The sequence below is a fragment of the Bradyrhizobium sp. SZCCHNRI1029 genome, from assembly GCF_032487555.1.
Lineage (GTDB): Bacteria > Pseudomonadota > Alphaproteobacteria > Rhizobiales > Xanthobacteraceae > Bradyrhizobium.
The window spans coordinates 263032-279633 of record NZ_JAUEUK010000006.1 but is presented as its reverse complement, the minus strand read 5'-3'; the positions used below and the strand labels follow the sequence as shown (position 1 = coordinate 279633).

15 protein-coding genes and 2 pseudogenes are annotated in these 16602 nt (G+C 61.9%); 9 read left to right on the top strand and 8 right to left on the bottom strand.

Features of this window, described 5'->3' with window-relative positions; genetic code table 11:
* Nucleotides 1-48 precede the first annotated feature (48 nt).
* From QW861_RS19100 to QW861_RS19090, 3 genes are read left to right on the top strand one after another with little or no spacing between them, the layout of a single operon-like run.
* Nucleotides 49-1536, top strand: coding sequence for a class I adenylate-forming enzyme family protein (locus tag QW861_RS19100; protein ID WP_315752131.1), 1488 nt, complete (start codon nucleotides 49-51; stop codon nucleotides 1534-1536).
* 57 nt (nucleotides 1537-1593) lie between these two features.
* Nucleotides 1594-2595 carry a hypothetical protein gene (locus tag QW861_RS19095; RefSeq protein WP_315752130.1) on the top strand — a complete coding sequence of 334 codons (1002 nt, stop codon included), beginning with the start codon at nucleotides 1594-1596 and terminating at the stop codon, nucleotides 2593-2595.
* On the top strand, nucleotides 2588-3763 hold the full coding sequence (locus tag QW861_RS19090) for an acyl-CoA dehydrogenase family protein (RefSeq protein WP_172179972.1): 1176 nt from the start codon (nucleotides 2588-2590) through the stop codon (nucleotides 3761-3763). The genes QW861_RS19095 and QW861_RS19090 overlap by 8 nt, the downstream gene beginning before the upstream one ends.
* 28 nt (nucleotides 3764-3791) lie before the next feature.
* Here the strand turns inward: QW861_RS19090 and gcvA are convergent, their stop codons facing one another.
* Nucleotides 3792-4730, bottom strand: a complete 939-nt coding sequence (gene gcvA / locus QW861_RS19085; protein WP_172179974.1) for a transcriptional regulator GcvA — start codon at nucleotides 4728-4730, stop codon at nucleotides 3792-3794.
* A gap of 375 nt (nucleotides 4731-5105) precedes the next feature.
* On the opposite strand from gcvA, the pseudogene QW861_RS19080 reads away from it, so the two are divergent.
* Together QW861_RS19080 and QW861_RS19075 are read left to right on the top strand one after the other, a co-directional pair.
* Nucleotides 5106-5311 (top strand): annotated as a pseudogene (locus QW861_RS19080) (IS21 family transposase); the annotation flags it as partial.
* A pseudogene (locus QW861_RS19075) lies at nucleotides 5308-5640 on the top strand (type VI secretion protein); the annotation flags it as partial. The pseudogenes QW861_RS19080 and QW861_RS19075, both read left to right, overlap by 4 nt.
* Nucleotides 5641-6004: 364 nt before the next feature.
* On the opposite strand, the gene QW861_RS19070 reads toward QW861_RS19075, so the two are convergent.
* The 3 genes from QW861_RS19070 to QW861_RS19060 all read right to left on the bottom strand — a co-directional run bounded on the left by QW861_RS19070 (nucleotide 6005) and on the right by QW861_RS19060 (nucleotide 8393).
* A complete protein-coding gene (locus tag QW861_RS19070) occupies nucleotides 6005-6445 on the bottom strand; it encodes an FCD domain-containing protein (RefSeq protein ID WP_315715441.1) in 441 nt (146 codons plus the stop codon).
* 770 nt (nucleotides 6446-7215) lie between these two features.
* Nucleotides 7216-7737, bottom strand: a complete 522-nt coding sequence (locus QW861_RS19065) for a helix-turn-helix domain-containing protein (protein ID WP_316193397.1) — start codon at nucleotides 7735-7737, stop codon at nucleotides 7216-7218.
* A 23-nt stretch (nucleotides 7738-7760) separates the two neighbouring features.
* On the bottom strand, nucleotides 7761-8393 hold the full coding sequence (locus tag QW861_RS19060) for a class I SAM-dependent methyltransferase (RefSeq protein ID WP_316193396.1): 633 nt from the start codon (nucleotides 8391-8393) through the stop codon (nucleotides 7761-7763).
* 338 nt (nucleotides 8394-8731) lie between these two features.
* On the opposite strand from QW861_RS19060, the gene QW861_RS19055 reads away from it, so the two are divergent.
* Entirely contained in the window at nucleotides 8732-9055 is a 324-nt protein-coding gene (locus tag QW861_RS19055; protein ID WP_315715794.1) for a metalloregulator ArsR/SmtB family transcription factor, read from the top strand.
* Nucleotides 9056-9095: 40 nt separating this feature from the next.
* Here the strand turns inward: QW861_RS19055 and QW861_RS19050 are convergent, their stop codons facing one another.
* The 4 genes from QW861_RS19050 to QW861_RS19035 are packed head-to-tail and all read right to left on the bottom strand — an operon-like array spanning nucleotide 9096 to nucleotide 14370.
* Nucleotides 9096-10967: an alpha/beta fold hydrolase gene (locus QW861_RS19050; RefSeq protein WP_316172792.1), complete on the bottom strand. Its 1872-nt coding sequence runs from the start codon at nucleotides 10965-10967 to the stop codon at nucleotides 9096-9098.
* Nucleotides 10968-10983: 16 nt separating this feature from the next.
* A complete protein-coding gene (locus tag QW861_RS19045; protein ID WP_316193395.1) occupies nucleotides 10984-12237 on the bottom strand; it encodes a radical SAM protein in 1254 nt (417 codons plus the stop codon).
* A gap of 25 nt (nucleotides 12238-12262) precedes the next feature.
* Nucleotides 12263-13330, bottom strand: a complete 1068-nt coding sequence (locus tag QW861_RS19040; RefSeq protein WP_315752126.1) for an NAD(P)/FAD-dependent oxidoreductase — start codon at nucleotides 13328-13330, stop codon at nucleotides 12263-12265.
* Between the two features lie 8 nt (nucleotides 13331-13338).
* Complete coding sequence (locus tag QW861_RS19035; RefSeq protein WP_315752125.1) at nucleotides 13339-14370, bottom strand: radical SAM protein; 1032 nt, start codon at nucleotides 14368-14370, stop codon at nucleotides 13339-13341.
* On the opposite strand from QW861_RS19035, the gene QW861_RS19030 reads away from it, so the two are divergent.
* From QW861_RS19030 to QW861_RS19020, 3 genes are all read left to right on the top strand, one after another.
* The gene (locus tag QW861_RS19030) at nucleotides 14370-15170 is read left to right on the top strand and encodes a hypothetical protein (protein WP_316172791.1); all 801 of its coding nucleotides are present in this window, start codon (nucleotides 14370-14372) and stop codon (nucleotides 15168-15170) included. The genes QW861_RS19035 and QW861_RS19030 overlap by 1 nt on opposite strands.
* Before the next feature lie 259 nt (nucleotides 15171-15429).
* Nucleotides 15430-15810, top strand: coding sequence for a DsrE/DsrF/DrsH-like family protein (locus tag QW861_RS19025; RefSeq protein WP_315752123.1), 381 nt, complete (start codon nucleotides 15430-15432; stop codon nucleotides 15808-15810).
* A gap of 31 nt (nucleotides 15811-15841) precedes the next feature.
* Complete coding sequence (locus QW861_RS19020) at nucleotides 15842-16567, top strand: 4Fe-4S dicluster domain-containing protein (RefSeq protein WP_315752122.1); 726 nt, start codon at nucleotides 15842-15844, stop codon at nucleotides 16565-16567.
* Nucleotides 16568-16602 lie beyond the last annotated feature (35 nt).

The following is a 16602-nucleotide window of genomic DNA, read 5'->3' as shown; positions in this document are numbered from 1 at the left end:
GCGACTCTTTGTTATAAAAACTCATCCAGAGGTTGCGGGAGCTTCCGAGTGTGCCTTTTCCATCACTATATTGAACGCAGTGTTCGAGACTGCCCAGAGAAGATCGCGGTGAAGATCGATGGCGCGTGCGCGACCTATCGCGAGCTGGATGATATCGGCAATCAGGTCGCCGGTCGTCTCGTCGATGACGGCATCCGTGCTGGAGACAGGGTCGCGATCTATGGCGTGATTTCCATCCGTTTGCTCGGTGTTGTTCTCGGCATCTTCAAGGCGGGTGCAGTCCTCGTGGGAGTTCATCACACCTTCGGGCTCCGAAAGCTGATGTTCGAGCTTCGGGACTCCGGTGCTTGTGCGGTGATCACCGATCGGGCGGCCGAATTGCGGGAGCGCCAGTTAGATTATACAATCTATAGTTGTAACGATGATTTTTCTGCTGCCGTGCCAGAACGCGACTGCTCGTTTTTCCGGGAGGTGCGGGAAGAGGATATTTCAGTCATCTTCTATACGTCGGGCTCGACGTCGCGCCCGAAGGGCGTCGCCGTCAATCACAAGAATATGATTGCGGCGTTCGAATCGGTGACCGGCTATCTCAGGAACACGTCCGAGGATGTGGTTCTGAGCTATTCGACCTTGGGCTCCGACTACGGCTTCTATAATGTGATGATGCCGCTCATGTTCGGAGGGACCGCGCTCGTCGAGCGCGCGTTGCCGGACGATCCCGATGAGATCATCGATCTCATCGATGCCCACGGCGTGACTGGGCTGCAGGTGTTTCCTCCCTTCATCTTCCATCTGTTAAAGGCGAGCGCGCTGGGAAGGCGCGCGCCGAGATCGCTGCGTTATATCTCCACGAGCGGGCAGGCCCTGCCGGTGAAGCATATCCGCCGCTTGCGAGAGGCGTGGCCGGGCGTCCAGATCTTCTCGAATTATGGGCTCACGGAGTGCAAGCGCGTCTCGTTTCTGCCGCCCGACGAGATCGATCAACGGCCGCAGTCGGTCGGCCGGGCCATTCCCGGCGTGCGGACCTATCTGTTTGCCGAGGATCGCTCCCTCGTGACCGAGCCGGGGCAGGTCGGCGAGCTCGGTGTTGCCGGCGACCTGCTGATGCAGAAATATTGGAACATGCCGGACGAAACCTCCGCCCGAATGATTGAGGGGGCGGCCGGTGAAGCTCGGGTGTTCCTGACGGGCGACCTATTCCGCGTCGATGGCCAGGGGTATCTCTACTACGTCGCAAGGAAGGACGACGCTTTTGCGCGGAGCGGGTTCAAGGTCAATCCGCGAGAGATCGAGCAATTGCTGATGGCCCACCCCGCGGTTTCGGAAGCGGCTGTAGTCCCCGTCGCCGACGAATCCGTCGGACATCTCCCCAAGGCATTGATCGTTGCGGAGCAGGCGACGTCCATCACGAGCCACGAACTGGTCGAGTACTGCACGATGCATCTCGATTGGCACATGGTGCCCGCCTTCGTGGAGTTCGTACCGGCGCTGCCGCGGACCGCGTCGGGAAAGACCGCGACCCGCGCATTGTCCTGATCCCCATCCTCATCCTCATTCTCATCCTCGGCCCAGCATCAGTGGAGGTCTTCGGGCATGACCAATCGACCTGCGACCGACGTCGACGCCTATCTTCAGCAATCTTCGATGATCAGATTGGCGCAGCAATTCGAGCAGTTGGCGACCGGAGCGGCACAGGTGCCGCGGCAGCCAGTGCTGACGCGGATCCGCAACCGGATAGCGGATACCGACGTGCTGGAGTATCACGACCGGCTGGTACCGAAGGCGGGACCACTGTTCTCGCATTTCCTCGCCAGCATTCCAGGCATCCTCGAGGAAGTGTCGCGCGTGGGCGTGGCGCTGAGCCGTCTGTCGAGGCAGCGGGCCGAAAGCAGCGGTCGGCCCTGCCTGCTTTATGAGATCGATGCCTTCGACGGTTCCAACGGACGCACGCTTGCTGCGTTTTCCGGCGGCGCGGTCAAGACACTGACTTGTTCTCCGAACAGGGCGAACGAAGAGCATTTTGAGCGCTTTGCCGATCCGGCCCTGTCGAGATTCATTCCGACGTCGTTCCTCAAGCTCGACGGGGACGTACTTCGCACGCTGGTGGACGACGAGGATTTCCATGGCGGCTTTGACTATATCTACGAAACGGCCGCCTTTCAGTTTTACGGCAAGGACCGCGATTTCCAGATCGAGCAGGGCTGTCGCATGCTCAGGGACGACGGGCTGGTCTTCTTTCTCGAAAAGCTCGATCACACCGACCGCCTCGAGTACGAACGACGGGAGCGCGTCAAGGACGAGCAGCACAAGGCGCACTATTTTACGCCCGAAGAGATCGAGTGGAAACGGCAGCAGATGCTGCTGCGCATGTATGAGGGCGAGGTTCTCCTCGACGAGCTCGTGAGCTCGATTGGACGACACTTCTCGCACTGCTATCTGTTGTGGAATAGCACGAATTTCTACGAGTTCGTCGCCTCGAACGACGGGCAGCGCATCGAGGAGTTCGTCCGCCTTCTCGGCCCGCCCTTGATTGAAGATCAGTTCGTCTTCGAGCGGCCAATGTTGCGAAAGGTGCTGGAGCGTGCGCATGGATAGGCTGGACGGGACGGTCTATTGGGGAGCGGACCAGCCGTCGCTCGCGACGCTCTATGCGAGCGTCGAGGCGTTGTTGCCACGATGGCACAAACGTGCGGAGGAAGCCCGCAGGCTTGGGAAGCTGCCGCGCGAGTCCGTCGATGAGCTGTTCGACGCCGGATTGCTTCAGCTCGCGATGCCGAAGCGTTTCGGCGGCCTTGAATTGGATTGGCCTGTCCTTGCAGAAGTTGCAAGGCTCGCGGCGCGCGCGTGCCCTTCGACAGCATGGATCGTGGGCCTCGTTGGAGGACACATTCAGATCGTATCGCGATTTCCAGCGGAGGCGTTGAACGCGGTCTTCCGCGGCGGAGCTCGTCAACTTGTCACGACAGGATCGGCGACGGCGGCCGGCGGAATATCGCGGGACGGTGGCGCATATCGGGTCGATGGTCGCTGGCGGCTCGGCTCCGGCGTGGACTATGCGACATGGGTGATCGTGTCCGGCTCATGCCTGCATCCGTCTCGACGCGACGCCCGGACGGTTATGGCGCTGCTGCCAGCCATCGACATCGAGATCGGCGATGATTGGCAGGCCATCGGAATGGCAGGGACCGGGTCGCGCGACATCATTATCCGCGATCGTTCGCTTTCAGAAAGCTGGGCGCAGCCGCTGGACAATGTTCTCGGGCGTTCGGCGGAACGCGGCGGTCACTACTTGCAGTCGGTTTCTCTTATTCCCTATCTGACCAGCGTGATCGTCGGTCCTCTGCTCGGCTGTGCGGAGGGAGCGGTGGCGGCGGGACTTGCGATCATGCGAGAGCGGCATGGACGGCAGCCAAACGGGAACCAATGGGCGTTTGCCATGCGCGCCGGCGAGATCATCGCCGATATCGAATGCGCACGGCTTTTGTATCGCAGCATTTTATCGAGACTGCATGAGGCGGGCTGCAACGGCCGCGATCTCTCCGATAGAGACTACGCAGCGATCAAGCGCGACCGGGCCAGGCTGACCCGCTTATGCATGAACGCCGTGCAACAGCTGATGTCCCAGCTTGGAACTTCCGTCATCGCGCAGACGCACCCGGTGCAGCGCCACTGGTGCGATCTCCAGGTCATGGCTGCACACATGGATGTGAATTGGGATCGCGCGATGGCGGACTACGGCACGGCTCTTCTTGTGCAGCTCTGAAAACAAGTGATTGAATAGCGCCGTTGACCTAGGGATGGGATCGCCGGATGTATTTCTTGATCGCCTCCATCGTTTCGATACCTTCATTTACGATCCAGTCGCGAAAGCGTGCGATCTCGGGGCGCCGCGCGGCGGTGTCCTGACAGACCAGATAGTAGGACATTGGATTCGAGAGGCGCGCCGCAAATGGCGCCATCAGTCGTCCTGATGCGAGTGCAGAGATGACCAGCGGCGTTCGGCCGATGGCAAGTCCCAACCCATATTCGGCCATCTCGAGCGCGAGCGCAGAATTTTCGCAATGAAATCCTGAAGTGGTATCGAAATCCTCGAGTCCGGCCTCGACCTGCCAAGCTTGCCAGTCCGTCGGCCGAACGATGGTATGGACCAGTGAATGGCGACGAAGCAGGTCTGATCCAGCAGGAAGTGCGGCTTCGCGAAACAGGGTGGGCGAGCAAACGGGGAACAGCTCTTCGTTCATCACGAACGTCGAATGGAGCCCCGGCCAGGATCCGTAGCCTAGCCGCAAGGCGACATCGATATCCTCTCTCGTAAAATCGACCAGGCGGAACGACGTTGAGACGGCGACGGCGATATCCGGAAACTGTTGCCGAAAGCCGATCAACCTCGGCGCCAGCCATCTCTGTGCGACGGTCGCCAGAAAGCTGGTTCTAAGTTTCAACGCGCTATGCGACGTCAGCCCTGTGACTGCCGACGAAATATCTGAAAATGTTCGGCAAAGTACGGGAAAGAGTTGCTGGCCGTTTTCTGTCAACTCTACGCCGCGGCCAACGCGGCGGATCAGGCGACGACCAAGTGCGTCTTCCAGAATCTTGAGCTGCTGCGTCACCGCAGCTGGCGTTACGCAGAGCTCGTCGGCTGCTTTCGTGACACTGAGGTTGCGAGCTGCTGCTTCGAAGGCGCGAAGCGCGTTCAACGGGGGGAGGCGAGGGCGCATCTGCCAGACCATTCCGAGAAGGCTCGTCCAAAACTCAACGCAGATCGAAAGCCCGCTGCAGAAACGGGCTCTATTGCTTGGCTCTAGCGATGGGCGCCAGCGTTGACTCACGGTTCAGTTTCCGTTGGAGTCCATTGTACGGCGAGTGCCCTCACCTTTCAATTGTGTGGTAATAGAATACAATCTTAAGATGGAATCAAGAGTTTCAAGTGAGGTGGCTTCATAAGACGCCAGTTTTGTTTTCGCGAGCTGCGCTGCCGTGGCCGATGCGCCTGTCCATCTGATCAAGGCGTATTGTTTCCTTCCAACAAACATCTGTTTCGGATCGATGCCCTCCGCGGCAAGGGCCGCCGCGGCTTCGAACAAGTGATGGAAGCCGCGGTTGGGGTGCTGGTGGTGTCGACGATTGCGAAGATCCGTCGCGCCTATTTTGTTCATGGTCAACCGGTCAAGGCGATCTGCCGCGAGCTTGGCGTATCGTGCAAAGTAGTACGCGAGGTCATCGGTTCCGAGGCAACGAAGTCCGATACGAGCGAGAGACGCAGCCGCTTCCGAAGATGAGCCTCTGGAGTGACGAGCTTGACCGGTTTCTGGTGAACGGCTGTTCGCCCCGGTGCGGCGCGTCACGGTGAAGGCGCGGATCGCTAGGCACAAGGGCCGGGCGTCCAGGTCAGCGCCCCTGGCGGCGCATCTCACCTATCTCAAGAGGGACGGGGTCACTCGCGATGGCCAGCCGGCACGGATGTTCGACGCCGCGGGCGATCAGGCGAATGAGGCTGCGTTCGAGGCGCTGGGCAGGGGTGACCGGCATCATTTCCGGTTCATTGTCTCTCCCTAGGACGCAGCCGACATGGAGAACCTCAGAGCGTTTACCCGCGATTTGATGCGGCAGATGGAGGCCGATCTCGCGACCAGGCTTGAGAGTCGGGTCTCTGGGGAATTGGTCTCCTCGGCTGACAACGCTTGTCCAAATTATCCTGGGATCAAGCGAGCCGATGTTCGTAGCTTATAGGCCAGGGCGCTCGGTTCTCTACAAGGATCCGTACGCTGAGGTCTTGGCAAGCAAGCATCCGGCACTCGGACGGGTGACCTGCCAATCATGCGCGGTTTCCTCCCTTGGAGGCTTTCGGGCGCAAGCCGCCCGCATATTCCACACCGTCACCGCTGCGGCCGGCATCCGCAATCCTTCACAAGAGCTGACGTCCCGCGGGACATCGGGAGCACAAGGTCTGGCTATTCGCATGCGTTATTTTCGATGGCCGCGCTCATTCGTGCCGAATCCTGAGCTACGATCCGAAAAGCTCAGGCGGGGCCTTCTCCTTCAAGGCTCCGCCGATATGCTTGTCGAGAAGCTTGGCGGCGCCTTCGAGCGAGCCCTTCTCCAGCAGATCGATGATGGCTAGGTGCTCGCCTGGTTGCCGCCATACCCGATCGCGGTCGAGCGTCTGACGGTATTCGATCAGGCGCCGCAATTCGTTCTGACGGGCGACGGTCTGGGCCAAGAACCTGTTACCCGACATAAGGGCGAGCGCCTCGTGGAAGTCGCTGTTCGACTTGAACAGCTCAACTTGGCCAAGCGTCTTGAACCCCGCGCTATGGAGAAATTCCTGCCGCTTGCGCTGCTCCGAAAGGACGGGACGATCGAGCTTGAAGGTCGAGGATCGCAAGCCTTGAGGCTCTAGGAGATTGAGGCCGGGCTGATTAACCTCACACTCGACAACATCCAAGCCCTGGCCGTCGCGCTAGGCGTTGAGCCCTCTGATGCTTGTGGCATCTATGGCACGGCATTTGAGATGGTTCCGCGCCTTCCCCGTGAGCGTGGGTGTGATCCGAGGCCGTCACTCTGGCAGGCCTTCGAGGTCGTCCCAGCCGAGCCCCACCTTTGGAGGGTGCGGGCGCCGCCAAAAATTCTCATTTGAAATCAAGGCGCCTTAAAAGTAGGTAGGGGGCCATAAGTCATTGATCTTGCTCTTGGCTTTCTCCCCTGTCGTACCCACCATCGAGTGCTGCGTGTGATTTGCCGTAATAGTGATCGCAGTACTGAAGGGGGTGTCGCTCCGCTTGTTTCCCCGGTTGGCAGCTTGAGAGGAGGCGGGCGGTCCATCGGGTCGGAGCAGCTATTTGAACTTCTCCGGCCAAAGCCCTGGTGCGATCGACTAGCTCTGCCGGGAGCTGCCAATGCTGTTGACGGGCGCAGATGTCGTTGCAGCGAATTGCTCAGGTGCAAGCCGAAGCTGGCCACCGGTTGACCACCGAAACCCCGTGAACAAACGGCGATAAAGGACGTCAATCGCGAGCAAACTTCATTGTTTTTGTTGATCTTTTCGCATGCTACTTACGTTCGGGACGCAGGGGTCGCAGGTTCGAATCCTGCCGCTCCGACCATTTTTTCAGGCGCCTAGCTTTTCATCTCCCGAGAAGCGCAACGAAATCACACGGCGCCACCCTGCACCATCCGGCTATTCGTGAGCATTTCGCCGCGGCAGACGACAGCGCTTCATCGAGCGTCCAATTCCTTCAGCTTCCGGTAAAGCGTGCGCAGGCTGATGCCGAGGGATTCTGCAAGCGATTCTCGATTGCCGCGATGCGTCAACAGGGCGGTCCGAAGCGCTCGCGCCTCGCGCTCCTTCGATGACGGCGGGTTCTCACCGTCAGCAGGCGCCAGCTTTGTTGCGGTTCGCTGCACCCGGTCGCGTCCCTCAATGTCCGGCGATCGCAGCGTCAGAGCACGCTCGATCGTCGCGGCTGAGATGACATCGTCATCGCAGAGCAGGGCCGCGCGCTCCAACACGTTGCGCAACTCGCGAACATTGCCCGGAAAGGCGTAGCCCCCGAGCCGCTCGAGTGCCGGCTGGGACAAGGTGGGCCTTCGCTCCGGCGCCACGCGGGCAAGCAGCGCTGCGGCGAGAAGCGGTAGATCAGCGGCGCGGTCGCGCAATGCCGGCAGAAGGATCGGAAAGGTCGACAGTCGGTCGTAAAGATCGCTTCTCGACAATGCGAGACGCGTGCGCGCGATCAATTCCGGGGACCAGCAGAGCGCGATCAGGAAGGCCGGTGCGCGACCATTCCGATCAGCGCAGAGCGGCCGTGATGGCCGCTGCCTTCGCTGAGCTCCGTCTCGTATTCGCGCAGTTCGATGATCTCCAACTCACGGAACGCCTCTCGGAGCATGGTTTCCGTATAGAGGTGCGAGAGGGCGGAAGGGCCGCCCGTCTTGTACTCCAACTGCTTGGGCGTATAGCCCTGCAGGATCAGCGTCCCGCCCGGCTTCAGGCTTGCGATCATGCGCGCGAACAGCCGTTTCCTCAAATCTGGGGCGGCGAACTGCACAAAAATCGCTGCGATGCCGTCATACGCCGCACTTGGCCACGCGAAGCCGTCGCAATCGGCAAGCTGGTAGTTCACGCTGACTCCGGCTGACGCGGCAAGTTTGCTCGCTTTCGCCAGACCCACCTCCGAGATGTCGAAGGCGTCGACCTGAAATCCCTGCCGGGCGAGCCAGACGCTGTTGCGGCCTTCTCCGTCGGCGACGCAGAGAATGCGACTGCGGTACGGGAACGTGCCGACATGGCCGCGCAGCCGTTGATTGGGTTCGGTTCCGAAAACGAAATCATCGCCTTCGAACCGTCGGTTCCAGCGGCCGGCGCCGGTGTCTGGCGGTACCTTCGTGACCATCGGCAGTCCCACTTTGAAGATGACAAGCGTGTTTGTTGGCAGCCGCAAGGAGCTTGCGAACTCCTCGGTATCAGCTTGCGAACCCTTGATCGCAAGTTAGGTGAACTGGAAGCCGGATCGTAGTTCATCAGCCCGTCAGACGCGGCAGGCGCGTGAGCAGGGGACGATCGCGCCGGCGGCTCGATACCGTCTCGCACGAACCGCGCTGGGACAGGCTCGACCGCCTGTTTGTTATCGTCTCGCCAAAGTGATAGCAACACGGGACGGCCTTGCGGCATGACGCCGTGGCCGCCGATGTAACGGACCGAATTGGTCGATTGAGGAATATGCGGACGAATATGGCAACCAAGCGTGCACGCAGCAGGTCTTCGCTCGAGCCTGACGCGCTGCTCGAGAAGGCTCACAAGGCAAGCGAATTCCTCAAGGCGCTGTCGCACGAAGCGCGGCTTGCCATTCTGTGTCTGCTGCTTGACGGAGAGAAGTCCGTCAGCAGCATTGAGGATTCGCTGCAACTCCGCCAGCCGACGGTGTCGCAGCAACTTGCCCGGCTGCGCGCGGACGATCTCGTCAAGGTGCGCCGGGACGGCAGGAACGTGTATTATTCGGTCTCGCGGCCGGAAGTGATCGAGGTCATGTCCGCTCTCTATCGCGCTTTCTGCTAAGTGGTGCTGATGGAGTCTCGCTGCCCGCGGAGATCGTCCGTCAGGCGGAGCCGGGGACGGCGGCGACCGTGTTTCCTGCGGTCACTCGATCGATGAACCCGGCTGCCGCGGCTATCACCGCGGAGGTCGCCTGTTGGTGGGGTGCATGTCCACAGCCTTCCAGCACGCAGGTCTCGATCCGGGCTGGCACGAGGGCGCGGAGCGTCTCAAGCTGAATATGCGTGAAGAACTCGTCTTCGCTGCCCTGAACAGCCAGCACCGGGGCGCGAACCCGTCCAACGTAGGGCTTGATCCCCCAGTCGCGCGCTTCTTCCCCAGTCCAAGCATCGACCAGCCGGCCAAAAAGATGATCGGTTCTGCTGCCATGATACCGTGCGAGCCGCGCCCTCAGGTCGCCGTGCTCGAAGTCCCTGATCTGGGCGGCGATGCCGTCAACTGTCCGCTGTTCGCGGAAGAGATGAGGGGCGATCGCGACGACCCCGCTGACCTCATCGGGAAACGCGCCGGCAAACGTCAACGCGATCGCAGCACCGTCGGAGTGTCCGACCAGGATCGGACGCCGCGCTCCGGTCGTCCGTAGCACTTCGGGCAGGGCGTCGAGAGCCTCAGCGAGCAGATATTGCCGCGAATGGGGCGGCTCGAGCGGCTCAGAGTCACCCGAGCCCCAGCGGTCGAACACCAGGACGGAGCAGCCGGTCGCAGCCGCAAGCCGCTCGGGAAAATCGCGCCAGAGCCGGGCGCAGCCCAAGGCGTCATGCAGCAGGACGAGCGGCGGACGTTCCGGTCGCGTCGCCGCGAGCCAATGGCCGCGAAGCCTCCGGCCGGCCGCAACGAAGCTGAGCTGCCGCGCCGCCGCGACGACCACGTCGCGAATGTCCGGCGGGCCGAGATTGACGAAGTCGGCCGACGTGCGCGAGAAGAAGTCCTCAACGAGGGATCCGGCATCAGCCAGTTCGGCGCCGCGCAGCGCTGCCTCGAGATCAAAGATGACGCGTGGCGGTGTAACGAAGAAATCGCCGGTGATCAGAGCTTCGCGAATTCGCCTGCGGTCTGGCCCCTCGAGGCGGATATCGGCGCGCAGGCTGCCGCCGCGCCGCGTCAGAGTGGCACTGACCAGCGAGCTGTCCACCTCGGGAGCGTCGACCATCTCGACGAAGTCGTCGCGGCCGATCTCGTCGCGATACAACTGGTCGGCGAGCTCTTCTTCGTGCATCGACGCCTGGCCCCATTGCGGAACAATGCCGAGGCCTTCCGCCAGGCCGTCGAGCAAGCCTCGCTGGATGGTGGCCAGATCAGGGAGCTTGTCGCCGAGGATCTCGCGCATGCTGACGACGCGCTGGTGGGCCGAGGCGAGGTCGCGCTTGGCGAGCTTTTCCACCGGCACTTTGAGCGCAGCGATCATCTGCTCGGGGTCGAAGTCGATCAGCAGTGTTCCCTGGTAGAACAGAGTATCGCCGTCAAAGAAGCCGCCGGTGCCGCTGATCTTGCGGCCGTCGACGTCGATGTCGTTGCGCGGGCGGTAGCGCGCGGGGACGCCGAGCTTGTTGAGCCCGAGTGCGACGCTTTCGCAGATCCGGCGTGTCGTTTCGGTGAGATTCATGGCGCCGAGGCTGGAGCGGCCGAACACGAGCTCCCATCCGATCTGACCCTCGTCGAGATAAAGACCTCCGCCTCCCGTGATCCGCCGGCCGATCTCGATTCCCTTGCTCCGGCAATAGTCGAGCCGGACCTCATGGCTCAGGATCTGATGGATTCCGACCAGCGCCGACGGACGAAACCGCAGGAAGCGGATGGTATCGGGAATCCGCCGTGCCTTGTGAGCGTCGATGAGCGCCTGGTCGAAGGCGATATTGGCGCGTCCGCCCCGAATCCCGGTGTCGATGACCCGAAATGACTTGGCGCTGCTGGCCATCGCATCTTCCTCCCGGTTATTTGGGTAGTCCGCGCCGGAGTTGGCTGCGCACGTGGCGAATGTCGCGGCGATCGGGCTTGAAAGGGTATGAAGCAATGTCGCGCGGCGGCGAGTCGCCATAGGGGCGGTCGCAGGCGGACACATCGGCGGCCTCCTTGCCCGGGCAGCCGGACGTGCGGAAGGCCACGCCCGCGTCGATGATCGCGTCGACTTCGTCCTGCGGCAGACCAAAATCGACGAGTTGACCGCGCTCGTCGAAACGCATGCGCTGCAGGGAGTGGCTTCGATAGTCGATGAGATAGCGGGCGAGCTGGATGCGTCGCCATTGCGGGCGCAGCGCCGGCGGGAGATGATCCATCAACGAGCCTTGTTCGGGAAAGAACGCGAACAGGTGGCTGTGGCCGCCGAGGTCGCGAATTCTCTGCACCTGCGAGAGAACGTCGTGGTCGCTCTCGCCCATCCCGACGATGAGATGGGCGCCGAAACGTTCCGGGCCAAATATCTCGGCGGCGGCCAGCAGGATCTCCCAATATTTGTCCCAGCTATGCGGCGATTGAACCCCGCGGCCGCGGGTGCGGTCAAAGATGACCGGGTTGGCTGCATCGAGCGCGACCGTAAATATCTCGGCGCCGAGATCCTTGAGCTCCTGCACATCCAGTCGCGTCATCGTCGTCGGGTTGGACAGGATGGACACGGGTACGTGCCTGATGCGTTCAACCCATTTCCGCAGGACAATGCGGGTGTCCTGGTCCGACCGCGGATGCGTGATCATGCTGATACACATGCGATGGAAGCGCCCGCCGTCGCCGCCCGATGCAACGATGTCAATCACCTGGTCGTAGGGCACCGCAGGCCAGTCGACCCGAATGAAGTTGCGGTCGGCATAGTTGCGCTCCGCTTCGCGATGGCGCGCAAGCCCGCAATAGGCGCAGTTGGCGCGGCAGCCCTCCGGGTAGGTCAGCAGCAGGTTCAGGCAACGGGTGCAACTGGTGCGATGCATGTAGCCGTTCATGATGCCGAGGGTGATGGCCGCTGCCGTCGACATTTGCACGTACTCGGGCGACCGCATGTTCGGCGTCAGAACATTGTCGTTCGGCAGGTACGTGCCGACCGGCCGCACATCCTGCGCCCTCACGCGCCCGCCGTTGCGCGCTTCCGCCGGCACGGCGCCCGGCGCGCGCGGCCGCATGGCTTCTGCCGCGTTGAAGGTGCGCGTCTCCCCGGTGAGGAAATCCGGTACCGGATGCGTCGGTCCTTCGAGACAGCTCATGACGTCCTCCCCTGATCCTGCATCTTCACGCCCAATAGTTCGGCGAACTGATCCATCCCTCGGCGAGCGCAGTCGCGTCGGGGCGACGGCCGTCGCCATAGTGCGCCAGCACTTGCCGTCGTCGCAGCAATGCCCGGCTCAAGGCTGCATCGAAAATGTCGCCGAGCTCTTCGTCATAGTCATCGAGGGCGCCGCTGCGGCCGGACAGCATGTCTGCCGCGGCGTGCCCGGCGAGCGCCCCCGATTGCACGGCGGAGGCGATGCCGGCGCCGGTCACGGGGTTGGTCAGGCCTGCCGCATCGCCGGCCAGCAACACCTGGGTTGCGCCGAGCCGGCCTGTCGAACCCACCCTGCCGCCCACGGGTATCGCCCCGCCCGTCAACGCGAACGGGCGCGTTCCGATGCGGCGCGATGCCGACAGCGAGGCGAAGAGCGCGGCGAGCATCGGTTTCAGTCGCCGCCGGTCCTCTATCATGACGCCGACGCCGATATTGGCCACGGCGCCCTTGGGAAACAGCCAGCCATAGCCGCCGCGGTAGTCGGCGCTCAGGAAGATATCCGTGGCATCGTGCGGCACGATCAGCGGCGTGGTCAGTTGCCTCGTATCGACAAGCGCGCGATTGATCTGGCCGATGGCCGCGCCGACCCGCGAGCGAGGGCCGTCGCAGCCGATGAGGACGCGCGGTTTCAGGGCAAGACCATCGGACGTATGAACTGTGCCGTCGAAATCGATGGCAACCACGGAGGTGCCGTATCGGCACGCGGTTCCCGCGTTCGCCGCCTCATCAGCGAGCATTCGATCGAAGGCGGCGCGATCGATCATCCAGCCGCGGAAGTCCCGCGTTTCCTCGCAATCCGTCGCTTCGGTGAAGGTCAGCATGCGGGTGATCTTCTGTTGGGCGACGGTCGTGACGTTCGGAACGTCCCGCTCGATCATGGCGGGCACGAATTCGGCACACTGGACCGGGCGACCCGCCTCGAGCCGGCGGTCGACGGCGACGACGCGGTAGCCGGCCTTCGCGGCAATCGCAGCCGCACGACTCCCGGCCGGTCCAAGCCCGACGACGACGATATCCGCTGCCTCGGCGTTCATGGTGCACCTCAGGCTGCGCAAGCCCGCCGTCCGGCGAGGCCGTCAAGCGCGATCGAGCAGCAGGCATGCTCCTGCTCGACCGGCCGGCCGATGGCGCGGGCGAGAGCTACGATGCCGTCCGCGGGATAGGCGATACCGTCAAATCCCGCCATGACGGCGTATGCGTCGGTCATCAGCTTATGGCGGCCCGCGGGGCGGATACAGCCAAGCTGAACCGGCGCGTGATTGATCCGTTGCCGCGCGGCGACCAGCACCTTCGCCACGTCGTCGGTGGATGTCGTGGCGAAGGGCCGATCCGGCGGCGCATAGATCGGGGTCACCACCACCAGGATCAAGGCGGCAACCGGGTGGCGCGAAACGATGTCCAGCGCGGTTGCTTCGCCGAGTAGCCGGCCATAGTGCAGACCGATGACGATGTGTGGCACGACCTGCATCTTGGTGCCTGAGAGCGCGGCGAGCGTCGCCTCGAAATCCGCGACAGGACGGTCGAGGTGATAGACTTCGCGGATCGTCTGCTCCGAGCCGATCACGTCGAGCATCGCGACGTCGACCCCGGCGGCCTCCATGGATCTGGCGCGCCGTTCGTCGAGCAACGCGGAATGGACGGCGATGCGCAGATGGGGAAAGTCGCGCTTGAGCCTTTCGATGGTCGGATAGAAGCGATCGTACGGAACCTCGTTGCGGCGGTTGGATCCGCCTGAAAGCAGGAACCCGCGCAGATCCTTGAGCAGAATGAGGTCGCGCACCTTGCGGTCGAGTTCGTCCGGTGTCGTTGCCGCGATCATCGGTTCGAGGATCTTCGCCTGACAGTGATCGCAATTCAGCGCGCAGGCGCCGCCCGTGATGGAAAAGGCGGGAAAACTCGCCTTGCCGCAGCCCTTGAGTTCCTCGCTGGCATAGGCGCGGAACGTCGGCGTGTAGAACCGCATCGGTCCGAGTGCGCGCTCGCGGGCTGCCGCCTCGAGTGCATCGACGAGCCCACGATCAAAACGCAGGTCGTCGAGCGGTTCGATCTCCTGCAGCTTCTCATACCACGCCATTGCGTTCCTCGCTTTTCATATGCGAAAAAACATATATATTGTCGGTCCGCCGTCGGCTTCGGCCGTCATTGATGCCTCATCAGTTGTCGCGGTTCGCCATGAAGACACTCTGCGTCTTGCAGCATTTTGAGGCGGACTATCTCGGCTTGATGGAAGACCAGTTCGAAGGACGCAACGTCGGCTTTCGCTATTGCCGGCCGTTTACGGCCGGAGGATCGATACCTGCGACGGCCGGGGACTTTGACGGCCTCGTTGTTCTTGGCGCCGGACCGCTCGGAGTCGTCAGCGGCAACCTGCTTCCGAGCCTTGGGCCCGAGTTGCGGTTGGTACAGGATTTCCTGGCGCGCGACCTGCCCGTCATCGGCATCGGAGCTGGCAGCTGCATAGTTGCGACCGCGTGCGGCGGCGGCACTCAGGAAGCTCCGCTCCGCTTCGTTGTGGAGACGGCCCGACGGGTCGATCCCGCGGCGCTCGGCGGTCATCTGCCGCAATCCTTTCCCGTCGCGATCTACATGCGCGATCGCCCGGTGCTGCCGGCCGATGCCCGTGTTCTCGCGATCGACGCTGCGGGGGAGCCGGCGGTGTTTCAGCTTCGTGATAACTGCTTCGGGTTCCTCGGCCATCCCGGAATCAAGTCGGCCATGATCGAGGATCTGATCATGGAATCCGAAGAATGTCCTGATCGCACGGCGGAAACGCTCGCCGACCTGCGCGTGGTGCAGCGCGAGATCGCTGCGGCGCTCGGACCGCTGATGATTGGTTTGATCGAGTCGACGCATTTGATGCGGCCGCTCCCGTAGGACCGTTCTCCCGAGCAACGAATTATTTTCTTCAGCCTATAGATGTCATTCAAAAAATGGAATATGTTTTGTGCGCTCGTCCGACGGATTGGATGAATTCGATGTGAGCTTGTTGTTCACCCAGGACTTCGGTTCTTGGGCATGTTGATCTTCATCAACTCCAAGGTGATGCGCCTCAAGATAAACTTATTGTGCACGCTCGTGTGTCGATGTGCGTTGCGCACGCTCAATAGCAGATGATCGGGAGGACATCGTAAGAATGGCCAAAAAGCTCATCATCATCATGGTCAATACCGATCCTCGCAACGGCGAGGAACTGGGCGCGCCGTTCTTCCAGGCCACCGTTGCCGCGGCGATGGACTACGAGGTGGAGGTCGTCTGTACCGCGACGTCGGGGCAGCTCATGAAAAAGGGCGTGGCAGAGAAGCTCGTGGTCAAGCCCGGGTCTCCGAAAACCGTCTATGACTTCATCAAGGACGCGCACGGAGCGGGAGTGAAGTTCTATTGCTGCTCTCCGAACCTCGATCTGTTCGACATGACCGAGCAGGACCTGATCCCTGAATGCGAGGGTATCGTCGGGGGTGCAAAGGTCATCGAAGAGGTGATGGAAAACGATAATGCCAAGGTGCTGACCTACTGAGGAGAGCCGCCAGATGACGAGCGGAGCTTCAATGGAGCTGACCTCTATCGGCGACCCGGTCTCCGAGGCGCCGGTCGTTCCCTACGAGAAGCTGGAAGAGGTGTTCGACGACATTCGCTCGCACGTCCTCTACGATCATGAGCTGCATGGCTGTCTCAATTGCGGCATCTGCACCGCGACCTGTCCCTCGGCGCACTACTACGATTATTCACCCCGCGAGATCGTCCAGCTGCTGTGGACCGAAAATCTCGAAGGCATCTACGACGCGATGCAGGAGAAGATCTGGTCCTGCGCGCAGTGCTACACCTGTGCGGCCCGCTGTCCGTTCGAAAATTCGCCGGGCGGGCTCGTCATGATCATGCGTGAGGTCGCGATCAAGCACGGCATGCAGTCGGCGAAGGATGTACTGCGACCGTTCTCGCGGGTGCTTCTGAAGGTCATTTCCACGGGAAACCAGCTCGCGCCGAACATGATCACGCGCGATGCGTTTCCCGACTGGGGCCCGAACGTCGCCAAGGTCGACGCCCCGCTCAATATCCTGCGCAAGGCCATTCCGGTCCCGACCATGCACACCATGGACACGGCCTGGGAGGTCAACCTGAAGACGTCCGTCGAACTCTACACCATTTGGGAGGCGACCGGCGTGCTCGATCAGCTCGAGACGATCGACGAGAATTTGTTCGATGTCGTCAGTGACGTGATGGATGAGAAGCGCGAGGAGTACAACGAGTGGCTAGAAGAGCATCAGGAAGAATAGGCCGCTGAGATGACCACAACAGACGGCGAGATCAA